15 protein-coding genes, 1 tRNA gene and 1 pseudogene are annotated in these 14,979 nt (G+C 67.3%); 5 read left to right on the plus strand and 12 right to left on the minus strand.

All coding sequences use genetic code 11. From position 1 onward, the window contains the following. Nucleotides 1-11: 11 nt before the first annotated feature. The 11 genes and pseudogenes from selB to IEX25_RS11005 all read right to left on the minus strand — a co-directional run. Nucleotides 12-1,868, minus strand: a pseudogene (gene selB / locus IEX25_RS10960) (selenocysteine-specific translation elongation factor); the annotation flags it as partial. Then, a complete protein-coding gene (gene selA, locus IEX25_RS10965; protein ID WP_103171632.1) occupies nucleotides 1,865-3,232 on the minus strand; it encodes an L-seryl-tRNA(Sec) selenium transferase in 1,368 nt (455 codons plus the stop codon). The gene selA and the pseudogene selB, both read right to left, overlap by 4 nt. After that, on the minus strand, nucleotides 3,232-4,146 hold the full coding sequence (gene fdhE, locus IEX25_RS10970; RefSeq protein WP_103171633.1) for a formate dehydrogenase accessory protein FdhE: 915 nt from the start codon (nucleotides 4,144-4,146) through the stop codon (nucleotides 3,232-3,234). Before fdhE ends, selA begins: the two co-directional genes overlap by 1 nt. A gap of 47 nt (nucleotides 4,147-4,193) precedes the next feature. Next, nucleotides 4,194-4,880, minus strand: coding sequence for a formate dehydrogenase subunit gamma (locus tag IEX25_RS10975; RefSeq protein WP_103171634.1), 687 nt, complete (start codon nucleotides 4,878-4,880; stop codon nucleotides 4,194-4,196). Then, complete coding sequence (gene fdxH, locus IEX25_RS10980; protein ID WP_103171635.1) at nucleotides 4,881-5,864, minus strand: formate dehydrogenase subunit beta; 984 nt, start codon at nucleotides 5,862-5,864, stop codon at nucleotides 4,881-4,883. After that, nucleotides 5,861-8,338 (minus strand): formate dehydrogenase-N subunit alpha, encoded by a 2,478-nt coding sequence (gene fdnG, locus IEX25_RS10985; RefSeq protein ID WP_205049000.1) that lies wholly within the window; start codon nucleotides 8,336-8,338, stop codon nucleotides 5,861-5,863. Before fdnG ends, fdxH begins: the two co-directional genes overlap by 4 nt. A 12-nt stretch (nucleotides 8,339-8,350) precedes the next feature. Then, on the minus strand, nucleotides 8,351-8,950 hold the full coding sequence (locus IEX25_RS20685) for a twin-arginine translocation signal domain-containing protein (protein ID WP_205049001.1): 600 nt from the start codon (nucleotides 8,948-8,950) through the stop codon (nucleotides 8,351-8,353). A gap of 142 nt (nucleotides 8,951-9,092) precedes the next feature. Further along, nucleotides 9,093-9,175, minus strand: a tRNA-Leu gene (locus tag IEX25_RS10990). 35 nt (nucleotides 9,176-9,210) lie between these two features. Then, complete coding sequence (locus IEX25_RS10995) at nucleotides 9,211-10,125, minus strand: pseudouridine-5'-phosphate glycosidase (protein ID WP_103171637.1); 915 nt, start codon at nucleotides 10,123-10,125, stop codon at nucleotides 9,211-9,213. Continuing rightward, entirely contained in the window at nucleotides 10,122-11,042 is a 921-nt protein-coding gene (locus IEX25_RS11000) for a PfkB family carbohydrate kinase (RefSeq protein WP_103171638.1), read from the minus strand. The genes IEX25_RS10995 and IEX25_RS11000 overlap by 4 nt, the downstream gene beginning before the upstream one ends. Beyond that, nucleotides 11,039-11,386 (minus strand): ArsR/SmtB family transcription factor, encoded by a 348-nt coding sequence (locus tag IEX25_RS11005; protein ID WP_103171700.1) that lies wholly within the window; start codon nucleotides 11,384-11,386, stop codon nucleotides 11,039-11,041. The genes IEX25_RS11000 and IEX25_RS11005 overlap by 4 nt, the downstream gene beginning before the upstream one ends. Nucleotides 11,387-11,591: 205 nt before the next feature. On the opposite strand from IEX25_RS11005, the gene IEX25_RS11010 reads away from it, so the two are divergent. The 5 genes from IEX25_RS11010 (at nucleotide 11,592) to IEX25_RS11030 (ending at nucleotide 14,214) form a co-directional block, all read left to right on the plus strand. Further along, on the plus strand, nucleotides 11,592-11,939 hold the full coding sequence (locus IEX25_RS11010; protein WP_188715146.1) for an AtpZ/AtpI family protein: 348 nt from the start codon (nucleotides 11,592-11,594) through the stop codon (nucleotides 11,937-11,939). 2 nt (nucleotides 11,940-11,941) lie between these two features. Further along, the gene (locus IEX25_RS11015) at nucleotides 11,942-12,697 is read left to right on the plus strand and encodes a F0F1 ATP synthase subunit A (RefSeq protein WP_103171701.1); all 756 of its coding nucleotides are present in this window, start codon (nucleotides 11,942-11,944) and stop codon (nucleotides 12,695-12,697) included. Between the two features lie 58 nt (nucleotides 12,698-12,755). Continuing rightward, entirely contained in the window at nucleotides 12,756-12,992 is a 237-nt protein-coding gene (locus tag IEX25_RS11020) for a F0F1 ATP synthase subunit C (RefSeq protein ID WP_089343169.1), read from the plus strand. A gap of 74 nt (nucleotides 12,993-13,066) precedes the next feature. Beyond that, a complete protein-coding gene (locus IEX25_RS11025) occupies nucleotides 13,067-13,657 on the plus strand; it encodes a F0F1 ATP synthase subunit B' (protein WP_103171639.1) in 591 nt (196 codons plus the stop codon). Further along, the gene (locus IEX25_RS11030) at nucleotides 13,654-14,214 is read left to right on the plus strand and encodes a F0F1 ATP synthase subunit B (RefSeq protein WP_103171640.1); all 561 of its coding nucleotides are present in this window, start codon (nucleotides 13,654-13,656) and stop codon (nucleotides 14,212-14,214) included. The genes IEX25_RS11025 and IEX25_RS11030 overlap by 4 nt, the downstream gene beginning before the upstream one ends. 84 nt (nucleotides 14,215-14,298) lie before the next feature. On the opposite strand, the gene IEX25_RS11035 is transcribed toward IEX25_RS11030, so the two are convergent. Continuing rightward, a complete protein-coding gene (locus tag IEX25_RS11035) occupies nucleotides 14,299-14,967 on the minus strand; it encodes a YiaD family glycine zipper/OmpA-like lipoprotein (protein ID WP_103171641.1) in 669 nt (222 codons plus the stop codon). Nucleotides 14,968-14,979 lie beyond the last annotated feature (12 nt).

A 14,979-nucleotide genomic window follows, 5' to 3' on the forward strand; every position in this document is an offset into this window, starting at 1 on the left:
CGACGTAAATCGCCTCGGCGCAAGGTCAGGCCAAGGCGGTCGAAGAAGTCGAGGATCTCGATGGCGACCTTGCGGCCGTTCTGCACCCGGTCGCGAAAGGCGGGCGCGGTGAACCAGCCGTCGGGCGACTGCGCGGCCACGTCCAGGATGATCGCCACCATCTCTCGGGTCACCTCGCGGGCGAAGAAATGGTCATGCGCGATCTGGTCGGTGCGGCCCAGTTTCTGCGTCAGGCGCAGGACGCGACGCACGTCCTTTTCGTCGATGCCGAATTCGGTCGCGAAGTCGCGCACGCGCGGCGGGCGAAAGCGGGTCTCGCCCGCAAGGGCGGGCGCGATGCGGTCCCACAGGGCCTCGTCCTCGGGCGTCAGGCGGACCTCGTGGCCGGGCAGGCGGACGAAGGCGCCGTCCAGGACCGCGCGGCCCACATCAGCCTCGGCCCGCAGGAAGGCCAGGAAGGCGTCCTTCGGCAGGCGCGGTTGCAGTTGCAGGCGCAGGCGTTCGCGGCCCAGTCCCGCCAGATCGGGGTTGCCTTCGTGGAACTGCGTCAGGGTGTCCGTCAACTGGGCTTGCAGCGCGTCCAGCACCGGCCGGCCAAGGGCCAGGTCGCCGATGGTCGCCCCATCCGCGCGGCGCAACGCATCGGCCAGACCGGCGGGCGACAGGCTGCGGTCGCGGGCAAAGGCCGGCAGATCGACCGGCGCCACGGCCAGCATCGCGGCAAGGGCCGCCGCCGGATCCTCGGCGCGGGCGGCGTCCAGCAGCGCCAGCCGTTCGGGCGTGCGGCGCTTGCGTGCGGGGGCGCGCAGGTCCAGGAAGCCCCCGCCGCCGATGGTCCGGCTGGCCGACACGTCGCGCAGGATGAAGCGGTCATGCACCGCCGCAGCAATGGGCCGGTCCAGGACGATCTGCACCGGGCCGCCCTGGCCGGGCTGGATCGGATCGCCCAGGGGCACGATGCGCGCGCCGGTTTCGACCGCATGGCTGTGCAGGCGGGCGGGGAACCAGGTGCCGATGGGCTTCGGTTCGGACGGCAGCACCGTCAGCCAAGCGTCGATCCGGTCGGTCGGCGCGTGCAGCGCGGGCGACAGCACCACATCGCCCCGATGGATGGCGTCCTTGCTGATCGCCTCGCCTGCCAGGTTCAGCGCGCATCGCTGTCCCGCAAGGCCTTCGGTCGCCGGGCGGTTCTGCGCGTGGATGGCGCGGATGCGGGCGGGCAGGCCGCGCGGGCTGACGATGACCTGATCGCCGACCGCGACGCGCCCGGTCAGCATGGTGCCCGTGACCACCGTGCCCGCGCCGGACAGGGTAAAGCTGCGATCCACGGCCAGGCGCATCGGGCCATCGGCATGGCGGGCGGCCGTCGCGGTCTCGGCGGCGATCAGGGATGCGCGCAGGGCGTCGATCCCCTCGCCGGTCAGGGACGACACGGGCAGGATCGGCGCATCGGCCAGGGCGGTCCCTGCCAAGGCGTCGCGGATTTCGGCCGCGGCTTCGGCGCGGCGCGCATCGTCCGCCAGGTCGGCCTTGGTCAGCGCCACGATGCCGCGCCCGATGCCCAGAAGGTCCAGGATCGCCACATGTTCCCGCGTCTGCGGCATCACGCCGTCATCGGCGGCCACCACCAGCAGCGCCATGTCGATGCCGCCCGCGCCTGCCAGCATGGTGTGGATCAGCCGTTCATGGCCCGGCACATCGACAAAGCCGGTGATGGTGCCGCCACCCAGGTCGGCATAGGCAAAGCCCAGGTCGATGGTGATGCCGCGCGCCTTCTCCTCGGCCAGGCGGTCGGTATCCGCGCCGGTCAGTGCCTTCACAAGCGCCGTCTTGCCGTGGTCGATATGCCCTGCCGTGCCGACGATCATGCCGACAAGGCCCCCAGCAGATCCTCGTCCCGATCCAGGCAGCGCAGGTCCAGGATCAAGGCGCCGTCGCGGATATGGCCGATGACCGGGCGGGGCAGGGTGCGCAACCGCGCGGCCAGCCGGTCGGGCGCATCGCCCCCCGCACCCGTGATCCGCAGCCCGGCCGAGGGGATGGTATCGGTGGGCAGCGCCCCCGATCCGATCTGGCTGGCGCAATCGGTCGTCGTGACGGTGTAACCGGGCAGCAGCGCGGCCACCTGCGGGGCAAGCTGGGCGGCCTGGGCTGCGATGTCGGCCTGCGGGCGCGACAGGTATCGCAGCGTGGGCAGGCGTTCGGCCAGCCGATCCGGGTCGCGGTACAGCCGCAGCGTCGCCTCCAACGCTGCGATGCGGATCTTGTCCAGGCGGACGGCGCGTTTCAGCGGGTTCCTGTTGATCTGCGCGATCAGGTCGCGCCGCCCGACGATGAAACCCGCCTGCGGCCCGCCTAGCAGCTTGTCGCCGGAAAAGGTAACCAGATCCGCGCCTTCGGCCACGGCCTCGGCCACGGTGGGTTCGCGGCGCAGCCCCCAGGCGGCCAGATCGACCAGCGACCCCGCGCCCAGGTCATTGAGCAGCACCACCCCGGCCTTGCCCGCGATCTGCGCGAGGTGCGGGGCCGGCACCTCGGCCGTGAAGCCCTCGATGCGATAGTTGGAGGTATGGACCTTGAGGATCAGGCCCGTGTCCGGCGTGATCGCATCCTGATAATCGCGAGGGTGGGTGCGGTTGGTGGTGCCCACCTCGACCAGATGCGCTCCAGCGCGGGCCATGATGTCGGGCATCCGGAAGGCGCCGCCGATCTCGATCAGTTCCCCGCGCGACACGATGGCCTGCCGTCCTTGGCCGAAGGTGTTCAGCGCGATCAGGACGGCGGCGGCATTGTTGTTGACGACGGTCGCATCCTCGGCCCCCGACAGCTCGCACAGAAGCCCGCGCAGATGGTCGTCACGCTGCCCGCGTCCGCCACTGCCCAGGTCGAATTCCAGGGCCAGGGGCGCGGCCATGGCTGCGCTTGCGGCCGCGATGGCCTCGTCCGCCAGGATCGCGCGACCCAGATTGGTGTGCAGGACGGTGCCGGTCAGGTTCAGCATCGGCCGCAGGTCCGACTGCGCGGCGGCGGCCAGGTCGGCGGCCAGCAGATGCGGCAGGCGCGCGGCCTCGGCATCGCCATCGGCGCCGTCGCGGATCGCGGCGCGGGCGGCGTCAAGCCGGACCCGCAGCCCCGCCGTCACCGCCGTGCGGCCGTGGCCGTCGATCAGCGTCCGGCCCATCGGGGACAACAGGAACTGATCGACCGAGGGCAGGGCCCGGAACCCCGTCATCAGTATCCCGCGATGAAGGGGTTGAAGCCGCCGCGCCGGAAGTCGGTGTCCTTCATCAGCATGTCCAGGCCCAGGCTGGACACGTCGTCGGCGATGGGATCGAGGCTCGCGTTCTTGACCTGATACAGGATCTTGACCCAGCCCTTGCAGTCGCCGCAAACCTCGGCCTTGACCGTCGCCTCGTCCGTTTCGGCGCTGCGATAGCTGATCGCGGCGTTCGATCCGCAGCAAAGGCAGACGACGCGCACCTCGTTCCACTGCGTCGCGCAGCAGCCGCAGGTGGCATAGCGCGTGCTTTCGATGCCCGCCGTGCCCATCACCGATGACGTGGCGGGCTTGCCGCCGCAGGTGGGGCAGGTGCCGGTCCTGATCTTGACCAGCTTCGTCGCGTCAAGCGTTCCCGCCAGCCGCGCCAGGTGCAGTTGCACCGCCGCGCCGACGAACAGGTGCGGGGCCGCGCTGTCGTGGGGGATGCGGTCGGACAGGATGTTTTCTAGCAGCCAATGCCGGTCGGCGATCCCCGACGCCGTCACGGCGGACAGCGAAAGGCGGGCCTGTTCCGGCATCTCAAGGGTCGCGGCCTCGGCCAGGAAGCGGTCCAGCGTGGCATGCATCCCTTCGTCCGTGGCAAGCGCCATGCGGTCGATGGGGGGCATCCGGCTGGCGCGGGCCAGTTCCACGCGGTCCGAGGGAATGGGCGTCACTGCAGGCAACTCGCGCGCAAGGCGCGCCTGCAAAGCGGTCAGGTCGGCCAGAAAGCGCATATAGGGCCCCAGGTTGCCGCCGTGATCCGCCAGAAAGGCGAAGCGCCCGGCCCGCTTGTCGAAGACAGCGGCGGCATCGGGCAGAAAGGCCAGCGGCGCCACAGGGACGCCGCCAATGACCGAAGGGTCGGGTTTCAGACTGTTGTTCATCGTCTCTCCGGGCCGGACGGTCTCATGTCCGGCCACTTGCCTTTGCGTTATTCTGCCGGGCCGTTCTGGCGGCGTCCAGCCAGCTCGCGCAGCCACTTGCGGTGGTGGCGATAGGCCCAGCCCCCGGTCACGGTGCCCCGCGTCATGGCCCGCAGCGTGCCGCGTGTCCAGAAGGCCGCATAGACGTGCAGGATGAAGACCAGGATAATCGCCACCGCCGCAAGCGCATGGGTCAGCACGGCCCAGCGGCGCGTCGGGATCGACACCAGGTCGCCGAAGAACTGTTCCCAGATCATGATGCCGGACACGATCAGCACCACGATCAGCAGCGTCATGCCCCAGAAGATGAACTTCTGCCCGGCATTGTACTTGCCAAGCTCGGGCAGGTTCTCCTCGTTCCCCTTCACCACGTCGCCGATCTGGGAAAGCCATTTCCGGTCGTCCGGCGTGGGCAGGTTCAGCCGCCACAGCTGGATGAACATGACCATGAAGCTGACGAACAGCACCACGCCGATGATCGGATGCAGCCACCGTGCGCTTTGCCCCCCGCCGAAAAGGCCGGTCAGGAAGTAGAGCGACGGGTGGAAGAACGCGAGGCCCGACAGCAAGAGCAGGATCAGCGAGATCGCCGTGACCCAGTGATTGGCCCGGATGAAGCCCCGGTAACGGCTGACCGTCACCGGGCGGGTCGATTCGATCCGGTCGCCCGGTTCGGAATAAACGGGACGCGCCATTCAGACAGCCCCCCTGTCATCCGAACCGCCGGAGCTGACCAGCTTCTCGGCCTCTTTCTCCTCGTGCTCGTCCACCTTGTTGGCGCGGGCGAAGATGCCGTGGATCGCGGCGCCGACGGCTGCCACGCCCATGACGGCCAGACCGGCGGTCTTGGTCACGCCCTTCCAGCCTTCGACCACCGGCGAGATGCGGGGATCGTCCGGCAGCTTTTCATAGATCGACGGCTTGTCGGCGTGATGCAGCACATAGAAGACATGCGTGCCGCCGACCCCCGCCGGATCATAGATCCCGGCGTTTTCATAGCCGCGCGACTTCAGATCCTCGACCCGTTCGTTGGCGTGCGCGATCATGTCTTCCTTGGTGCCGAAGACGATGGCCTGCGTGGGGCAAGCCTTGGCGCAGGCCGGACCCTGGCCCACGGCCACGCGGTCGGAACACAGGGTGCATTTATAGCTCTTGTGATCGACCTTGCTGATGCGCGGGATGTCGAAGGGGCAGCCGGTCACGCAGTATCCGCAACCGATGCAGTTCTCGTGGATGAAATCGACGATGCCGTTGGAATACTGCACGATGGCGCCGGGCGCCGGGCAGGCCTTGAGGCAGCCCGGATCCTCGCAATGCATGCAGCCGTCCTTGCGGATCAGCCATTCCAGGTTGTCGGTTTCCGGGTTCACCCATTCCGTGAAGCGCATCAGGGTGAACATGTTCGGCGTCAGGTCGTGGGGGTTTTCGTAAACCCCCACGTTGGTCTCGACCTCGGGCTTGGTGTCGTTCCACTCGATGCAGGCGGACTGGCAGGCCTTGCAGCCGATGCACTTGCTGACGTCGATCAGCTTGGCGACCTTTTCCAGTTGCCGCGTGGGCTGCGGCACGTTCGGCGTGGCCGAAATTCGGACCACGTCGGACGGCAGCAGGTTCGACGCGATCGGCTGAACCGGGGGGTTCGAGGCCGCGGTCTTGGGTTGGGGCGCGGTTTCGCTCATGCCACCGGCTCCTCTGCCGAAGGTTCGATATTGACCATGAAGGCCTTGAATTCAGGCGTTTCCACGTTGGCGTCGCCCACCTGGGACGTCAGGCTGTTCGGCCCGAAACCCTTCTTGGCGGCCCCCACGAAGCCCCAGTGCAGCGGAATGCCGATCACATGGACGGTCTTGCCGTCGATCTGCATCGGCCGCAGCCGCTTGGTCACCACAGCCTTGGCCCAGACCTCACCCCGCTTGGACCAGACGCGCACCCGTCCGCCGCGCGCGATGCCGCGCTCGGCCGCCAGTTCCTCGCTGATCTCCACGAAGAACTCGGGCTGCAACGCGGCGTTCACCGGGTTGTGCTTGGTCCAATAGTGGAAATGCTCGGTCAGGCGATAGGAGGTCGCCACGAAGGGGAATTCGGGATCCCCGATCTCGGCAAACTGGTCGGCGGTGCTTTCGAAGACCCGCGCCACCGGGTTGCCCCGCATCTTGGGGTTGAACACGTTGGCGATGGGGGCCTCGAACGGCTCCATATGGGTGGGGAAGGGACCGTCCCGCATCATGCCCCGGGTGAACAGGCGCGACGCACCTTCCGGGTTCATGATGAAGGGGCGGACCTCGCCCGGCTTGGCCGTGATCGGCATGTCGGGCACGTCATAGCCTTCCCATTTCTCGCCGGTCCATTCGATGATCTTGCGCGACGGATCCCACGGCTTGCCCTGCGGATCGCAAGAGGCCGCGTTGTACAGGATCCGGCGGTTCGCAGGCCATGCGAAGGCCCAGTTCAGGAAGGCGCCGGTGTCGTCGGGATCGGTGTTGTCCCGCCGCGCCATCATGTTCCCGGCCTCGGTCCAGCTGCCGGCATAGATCCAGCAGCCGCCCATGGTCGAGCCGTCGTCGCGGTAATGCCCGAAGCTGGACAGTTGCTGCCCGGCCTCGGCCACGACCTTGGTGGGATCGGCGGCGTCATAGACGGTTGCAAGGGCGCGGCCGTTCATCTCGCGCGCAAGCTCGTCTGCCTTGGGATCGTTCGGGTCGCGATAATCCCAGGTCAGGTTCAGGATCGGGTCGGGGAAGACCCCGCCTTCGTCCTGATAAAGCTTCTTCACGCGCAGGAAGATCTGCGCCATGATCCAGGTGTCGTGCTTGGCCTCGCCCGGCGGGGTCGCCCCCGGCCAGTGCCATTGCAGCCACCGCCCCGAGTTCACCAGGGCGCCTTCATCCTCGGCGAAGCAGGTGGTGGGCAGTTCCAGCACCTCGGTCTGGATCGCCGCGCTGTCCACGTCGTTGTGGATCCCGTGGTTCTGCCAGAAATGCGAGGTTTCCGTCGTCAGCGGGTCCATGACCACCAGCATCTTCAGCTTGGAAAACGCCTCGGTCATCTTGCCGCGGTTCGGGAAGGACAGGATCGGGTTGAAGCCCTGGCAGAAATACAGGTTCACCTTGCCGTTGTTCATCAGCTCGAACATGCGCATGCCGTCATAGGCTGGCACGTCGAGCTTCGGCAGATAGTGATAGGCCCAGTCGTTTTCCTGCGTGGCGGCATCGCCCCACATGGCCTTCATGAAGCTGACCATGAACTTGGGATAGTTCTGCCAATAGCTGATCTGGTTCGGCACGATCGGCTTGAAGCCGCGGGTGGACATGTAGGTCGCCCAGTCCGCTTCCTTTTCCGTCGGGATGTTGAGGTATCCCGGGATCAGGTTCGACATCAGACCGATATCGGTCAGGCCCTGGATGTTGGAATGGCCGCGCAGCGCGTTCATGCCCCCACCCCGGACGCCGATATTGCCCAGGATCAGCTGCAGCATCGCCATGCCGCGGATGTTCTGCGCACCCTTGGAATGCTGCGTCCAGCCAAGCGCATACATCGAGGTCATGGTCTTGGTCGGGGACGAGCATTCGCCGATCATCTCGGCGATGTGCAGGAACTTGTCCTTGGGCGTGCCGCAGACGCGTTCCACCATCTCGGGCGTGTAGGCGTCCACATGGGCTTTCAGCAGGTTCCAGACGCAGCGCGGGTCCTGCAGCGTGGGATCGGTCTGGACAAAGCCGTCCTCGCCCATCTTGTAGTCCCAGGACGACTTGTCATAGTCGCGCTTTTCCTCGTCATAGCCGGTGAAAAGCCCGTCGGACCAGCCGAACTCGTCCTTCACCAGGAAGGAGGCGTTGGTGTAGTTGCGGACGTAATCCCACTGAACCTTGTCGTTCTCGATCATCCAGCGGATCATGCCCATCAGGAACACGATGTCGCTGCCCGGACGGATCGGCGCATAATAATCCGACACGGAGGCCGTGCGGTTATAGCGCGGATCGACCACGATCAGCTTGGCGCCGCGATGGTGCTTGGCCTCGGTCACCCATTTGAAGCCGCAGGGATGCGCTTCGGCGGCATTGCCGCCCATGACAATGACGAGGTCGGTATTCTTGATGTCGGTCCAGGAGTTGGTCATCGCTCCACGGCCAAATGTCGGGCCCAAACTGGACACCGTGGGGCCGTGTCAGACGCGCGCCTGGTTATCGAATCCGACGATCCCCATGGACCGGACCGTCTTGTAGGTCAGCCATGCGGTTTCGTTTGTGGTTGCCGATGCCGCCAGGAAGCCGGTCGTCGTCCAGCGGTTGACCGGCACGCCGGCCTCGTTCGTCTGGATGAAGTTGGCGTCGCGGTCGTCCTTCATCGCGCGGGCGATCTTGTCCAGGGCCTCGTCCCAGGTGATGTCCTGGAATTCGCTGGCGCCGGCGGCGCGATAGCGCGGCTTGGTCAGGCGCGTCGGCGCCTTGACGAAATCCTTCAGCGCGGCGCCCTTGGGGCACAGCGTGCCGCGGTTCGTCGGGTGGTCCGCGTCGCCTTCGATATGCAGAAGCTCGGCGGTTTCGCCGGCTTTCACATCGCCCTTGGAATACATGATGATCCCGCAGGCGACCGAGCAATAGGGACAGGTGTTGCGTGTTTCCGTGGTCGTGGCCAGCTTGAAGGCGCGCACATGCGCCTGTTCCGCCGCCTCGGCCTCGCCGAAGCCCATTGCCCCGAGCGATGTCGCCGCAACCCCCGCACCCGCAAGCCGTAGGAAGCCGCGGCGCGAAAGGTCGATATTCATGAGACCCCTCCTGCTGCCTGTCATGAAATGAGATAGGTACATGACCACCTTTGCTTTTCAGGCAGGCAAAAGTCAAGGAGGGCAGGGTTGTGGACGCAGGATCGTGACCCCGCGGCAGGGTGCGGCAAGGTGCCGCATCCGCTGGTGCGCGGCGAGGGACTCGAACCCCCACGCCGAAGCGGTTGGACCTAAACCAACTGCGTCTACCAATTCCGCCAGCCGCGCACTGACGCACCCATAAGGCAGGACGGGCGACGCGGTCAACGGGTCATCGCGATGGCGATCTGCGCCGCAAGGCGGGCGTTGTTCAGGACCAGTTCGATGTTGGAGGCCAGCGAACGGCCATCGGTCAGTTCGAAGATGCGCTGCAGCAGGAAGGGCGTGACCTCCTTTGCGGCGATGTGCCGGTCCTGGGCTTCGGACAGGGCCTGTTCGATGAAGGGGCCGATCACGTCGGCGGTGATCTCGGATTCGCGGGGGATCGGGTTGGCGACAAGCTGGCCGCCCTTCAGGCCCAGGCGTGCGCGCATGGCGGCCGCGGCGGCGATCTGGTCCGCGCTGTCCATGCGCAGGGGCGCCTTGATGCCGCTGGACCGCGACCAGAAGGCGGGCAGTTCGTCCTGGCCAAAGGCGATCACGGGAACGCCCAGGGTTTCCAGCACCTCCCATGTCTTGGACAGGTCCAGGATCGCCTTGGCCCCGGCGGCCACGACCGTCACCGGGGTCTGCGCCAGTTCCTGCAGGTCGGCCGAGATGTCGAAGCTGCTTTCCGCCCCGCGATGCACGCCGCCGATGCCGCCGGTGGCAAAGACCCGGATGCCCGCCAGATGCGCGCAGATCATGGTGGCCGCGACCGTGGTGGCCCCCGTGCGGCCATTTGCCAGGCAGACGGCCAGGTCGGCGCGCGACAGCTTCATGGCCTGGTCCGAGGGCGTCTGTGCCAGGGCTTCCAGCGCATCGTCGGTCAGCCCGACATGGATTTGCCCGCCCATCACGGCGATGGTGGCGGGGGTCGCGCCGTTGTCGCGGATCACCTGTTCGACCTGTCGCGCCATTTCCAGGTTCTGGGGATAGGGCATCCCGTGGGTGATGATCGTCGATTCAAGCGCGACGACCGGGCGGCCCGCCGCAAGCGCGTCTTCGACTTCGGGCGAAAAGGTCAGGGGGGCACTCATGGAACGTCCTTTCCGGAAACATGCGCGGCGGCGGCATCCACCGCCTGGCGCAGGGCCGCGTCGCGCGGCTGGTGGTTCAGTTCGGCGGCAAGATGTGCCGCCAGGAAGCAGTCGCCCGCGCCGGTGACGCGGGCCACGGTGACAGGTGGCGGGGCGAAGGTCAGGGTGGGCGCGCCCGCCATGGCCTCGGCCACCGGGCGGGGTCCGTCCGTGACCAGCACGCGGGCCGCGCCGCGCGCCACCACGCCCTGCGCGGCGGTCGCGGCATCGGGGCAGGCACGCCCGGCCAGGATCTCGGCTTCCAGGCGGTTCAGGTAGAAGCAGCCGCGCCGGGCGGCGATCAGCGGTTCCAGCCGTTCGGCCTTGCCGGGGCTGGCGGGCACCACGCGCAGGTCGGCGGCGGCCAGGCGGGGGTCGCGGGCGATGGCGGCCAGCAGATCCTCGGTCAGGTTCCCGTCCAGGACGACCGGCGCGGTCCAGCCGGACAGCGCGCCGTCCAGGGCCGCCAGGATCGCGGTGCCCGCATCTTCAAGGCTGTGGACATCGGCGATGGCGGCGATCAGCCCCTCGCTGTCCTCGATGCCCATATAGGTGTCGGTGGGCAGGCCGGTGTCGCGGGCCAGATGATCGGTGACGACGCCCAGCCGCCGGGCTTCGGTCACCAGGACCTCGCCTTCCGGGTCGCGGCCGACGGCGGACAGCACGGCGGGGCGCAGGCCCCAGCGGGCCAGCGCGACCGCCACGTTCAGCGCCACCCCGCCGGGGATGTGGCGGATGCGGCCCGGCACATCGGCGCCCGGCGCCATGCGGCGCGGCGCGCGGCCGATCACGTCCCACAGCATCGCGCCGATGCACAGGATGTCGGGGCGCGCCGGATACTGGACCCGATCCTGGGCCTGATCCTGGGGGTCGGTCATTCGCGGGTCCAGCTTTGCATCTCGGCTTCCAGAAAGCGTTCGAAATCGTCCAGGTCAACAGGATCGAACTGCCCGAAGCCGCCCATCCAGACGGATGCCGCGCGCATCCCCTCGGGGTCCAGCTTGCACCAGGTGATCCGGCCCCGCCGCTCCTGCCGGATCAGGCCCGCCGCCGCAAGGACCGACAGGTGCTTGGAAATCGCGGCCAGACTCATGTCGAAGGGCGCCGCGACGTCGCTGACGGCCATGTCGTCCTCCAGCAGCATCGACAGCACCCGCCGCCGCGTGGGATCGGCCAGGGCCGCGAAGATCAGGTCCAGCGGGTCGGGCGAGGGGGTGTCCATGCCCATCTCATGGCGCGGAATGGCGGGAATGGTCAACTGCGCGGTTGAACGTTCTGCGGCCGGGGCAGGGGCCAAGGGCCGGTCCTTCGGCAGGCCGATCAAGCAAAACCTTTGTTTGCCAGATACTTGCATGATCAAGTCACTTGCTTGACTCGGGCGGCGATCCCCCCTAGACAGCGCCGCAACGAAGAACGGGGCATGACAGATGGCCGAAGACCCCCGGAGCGATGTGGACAGGGAAGCGGATGCCGCCCGTCTGCGCGACCTGGAAGACCGGCTGTCCCGCCTGACCCGGAAGCCAGAGGCGAACATGCCGATGGCGGGCTATGACAAGGCGCATGTCGCCTGGCGCATGGTCACCGAAATCGTCGCGGGCATCATGCTGGGCGCCGGGATCGGATACGGGTTGGATTACGTGTTCGGCACTTTGCCGGTCATGCTGATCCTGTTCATACTTCTCGGCTTCGTGGCCGGCATCAAGGTGATGATGCGCACGGCGGCCGAGCTTGGCAGCAATTCCGGCAAGCCGCCGGGGACCGACGAGAGGGATTGATCGTGGCGACCGAAGCGCATGGCGAGGCAACCGGCCTGTCTTTCCACCCGATGGACCAGTTCATCGTCCGCCCGCTGTTCGGCGACGGCCCGGTCCACTGGTACACGCCCAGCAACGTGACGCTGTGGCTGTTCGCCATCATCCTGGCCACGCTGGCGCTGCTGGTGCTGGGCACGCGCGGCCGCGGCATCGTGCCGACCCGCACCCAGTCGATCGCGGAACTGTCCTATGGCCTCGTGCACAAGATGGTCGGCGACATCGCGGGCAAGGACGGGCTGAAGTACTTTCCCTATATCATGACGCTGTTCATGTTCGTGTTGTTCGCGAACTTCCTGGGCCTGCTGCCCCTGGCCTTCACGGTCACCTCGCATATCGCGGTGACGGGCGTGCTGGCGCTGGCGGTGTTCCTGTCGGTGACGGCTATCGGCTTCATCAAGAACGGCGCGCATTTCCTGGACCTGTTCTGGGTCCGCTCGGCCCCCTTGGCGATCCGCCCGGTTCTGGCCGTGATCGAGGTGATCAGCTATTTCGTGCGCCCCGTCAGCCATTCCATCCGACTTGCAGGCAACATGATCGCCGGCCATGCCGTGATCAAGGTCTTTGCCGGTTTCGCAGCCATCGCAGCCGTGGCCCCGATTTCCATCATCGCGGTCGTGGGCATGTATGCCTTCGAAATCCTGGTGGCCTTCATCCAGGCCTATGTCTTCACCATCCTGACCTGCGTCTATCTGAAGGACGCGCTGCATCCGTCGCACTGACGCCGGACGCACAGGTCATCAACCCAATCCACCACTTCCAACCGCAAGGAGCATCATCATGGAAGGCAATATCGGAGAACTGGGCCAGTACATCGGCGTCGGCCTGACCGCCATCGGCATGGGCGGGGCCGCCATCGGTGTGGGCAACGTCGCCGGCAACTTCCTGTCGGGCGCGCTCCGCAACCCGTCGGCCGCCGCCGGCCAGACCGCCACGCTGTTCATCGGCATGGCCTTTGCCGAAGCCCTGGGGATCTTCTCGTTCCTCGTCGCGCTTCTGCTGATGTTCGCGGTCTGATCCTGCGCCATCCTTGCGGCGGGGTGGGGCTTCGGCTCCGCCCCTTCGTGACTGTCAGGGCCAAGGGGTAGGACATGATCAGCCTGTTGCAAGAGGCCGCCACCACCGCGGCCGAACATACCGAAAGCGTGGCGTCCTCCGTCGCGCATGGAGAGACCGAGACGACAACGGGCCTGCCCCAGTTGGATCTCTCGACCTTTGCGAACCAGATCTTCTGGCTGGTCGTCGCCATGGTCGTTCTTTACTGGGTCGTCGCCAAGATCGCGCTGCCGCGCATCGGCGCCGTCCTGTCGGACCGCCAGGGCGCCATGACCGGCGACCTGATGGCCGCCGAGGAATTCAAGCTGAAGGCCAAGGAAGCCGAGGCCGCCTATGATAAGGCGCTTGCCGATGCCCGGGCCGAGGCGAACAAGATCGTCGCCGCGAACCGTGCGGAAATCCAGAAGGAACTGGATGCCGCCATCGCCCATGCCGATGCCGAGATTTCGGCGCGCGGCGCGGAGTCGGAAAAGCGCATCCGCGAGATCCGCGATTCCGCCGATGTCGATGCGCGAGAGGTCGCCCGCGACGTTGCCGCCGAACTGGTGCGCAGCTTTGGCGGGACGGTCGATCAGGCCGCTGTCGATCAGGCTGTGGACAGCCGCATGAAAGGGGCCCTGCAATGAAGAAACTTGCCGTCATTGCCGCCACCGGGCTGAGCGCCGGACCGGCCTTTGCCGCGACGGGTCCGTTCTTCTCGCTGCGGAACACGGACTTCATCGTCCTGGTCTCATTCCTGGCCTTTGTCGGGGTGCTGCTTTACTTCAAGGTTCCCTCGCGGATCGGGGCGCTGCTGGACAGCCGCGCCGCCGGCATCCGCCGCGACCTGGACGAGGCCAAGCGCCTTCGCGAGGAAGCGCAGGAAATCTATGCCAGCTATGAACGCCGGCAGCGCGAAGTGGCGGGTCAGGCCGACCAGATCGTCGCCAATGCCAAGCGCGAGGCCGAGGCCCAGGCCGCCAAGGCCAAGGCCGACCTGAAATCCTCGATCGAACGGCGCCTGAAGGCGGCCGAGGATCAGATCGCCAGTGCCGAGGCCGATGCTGTGCGTGCCGTGCGCGACCGCGCGGTGCAGGCGGCGATCGCCGCGGCGTCCAGCCTGCTGGCGCAGCAGGTCGGCGCAGGACAGCGGTCCGCAGGGATCGACGAAGCCATCGACGACGTGGCGCGCCGGTTGAACTGAGATCGCAGGAACAGCAATTGCGAAAAACCCCCGGTCGAAAGACCGGGGGTTTTGCTTTGCCTGCGCGTTTCGTGCGGCTGACGGTCAGCGGGTCGGGCGGATCAGGATCTCGACCCGGCGGTTCTGCGCGCGGCCGGCGGCGGTGTCGTTGGAGGCGATGGGCTGGCTGAAGCCTGCCCCGCTGGCGATCAGGCGCTGCGGCGACACGCCCGCTGCGGACAGGATGCCCGCGACGGACTGGGCGCGGCGCTGCGACAGGTCGGCATTCAGCGCCGCGCTGCCGGTGTTGTCGGTGTGGCCCACGACCTCGACCCGGCTGTTGGGATACTGGTTCAGGTTGCGCGCGACGGCATAAAGGTCGTTCTGCGCGGCGCCCGACACGGCGGCCGAGCCGGTGGCGAACAGGATCCCTTCGGGCATTACGACCTGCAGGTAGGAGCCGCGGTTGATGACCTGGATGTTCGGGTTCGACAGCGACTGCTGCAGCGCCTGCGCCTGGCGGTCGAGGATGTTGCCCGCGACGGCCCCGGCGATGCCGCCGACGATCGCGCCGCGCGCCGCGTCGCGGCCTTCGTTGTTGCTGTCGTCGTCGCGGGTCGCGCCCAGGACGGCCCCCACGGCGGCGCCGGCAAGTGCGCCTTGCTGCGTGCGGCTCATGCCGCTGGTGCCCGTGCCGGTGCCGTCCATGGGGGCGCAGGCGCCAAGTGCCACAAGGCCCCCGGCGGCGAGGAGAGAGGTGACGCGAAGGTTCATGGGAGTTCCTTT

This window comes from Paracoccus acridae (genome assembly GCF_014642735.1).
Taxonomy (GTDB): Bacteria; Pseudomonadota; Alphaproteobacteria; order Rhodobacterales; family Rhodobacteraceae; genus Paracoccus; species Paracoccus acridae.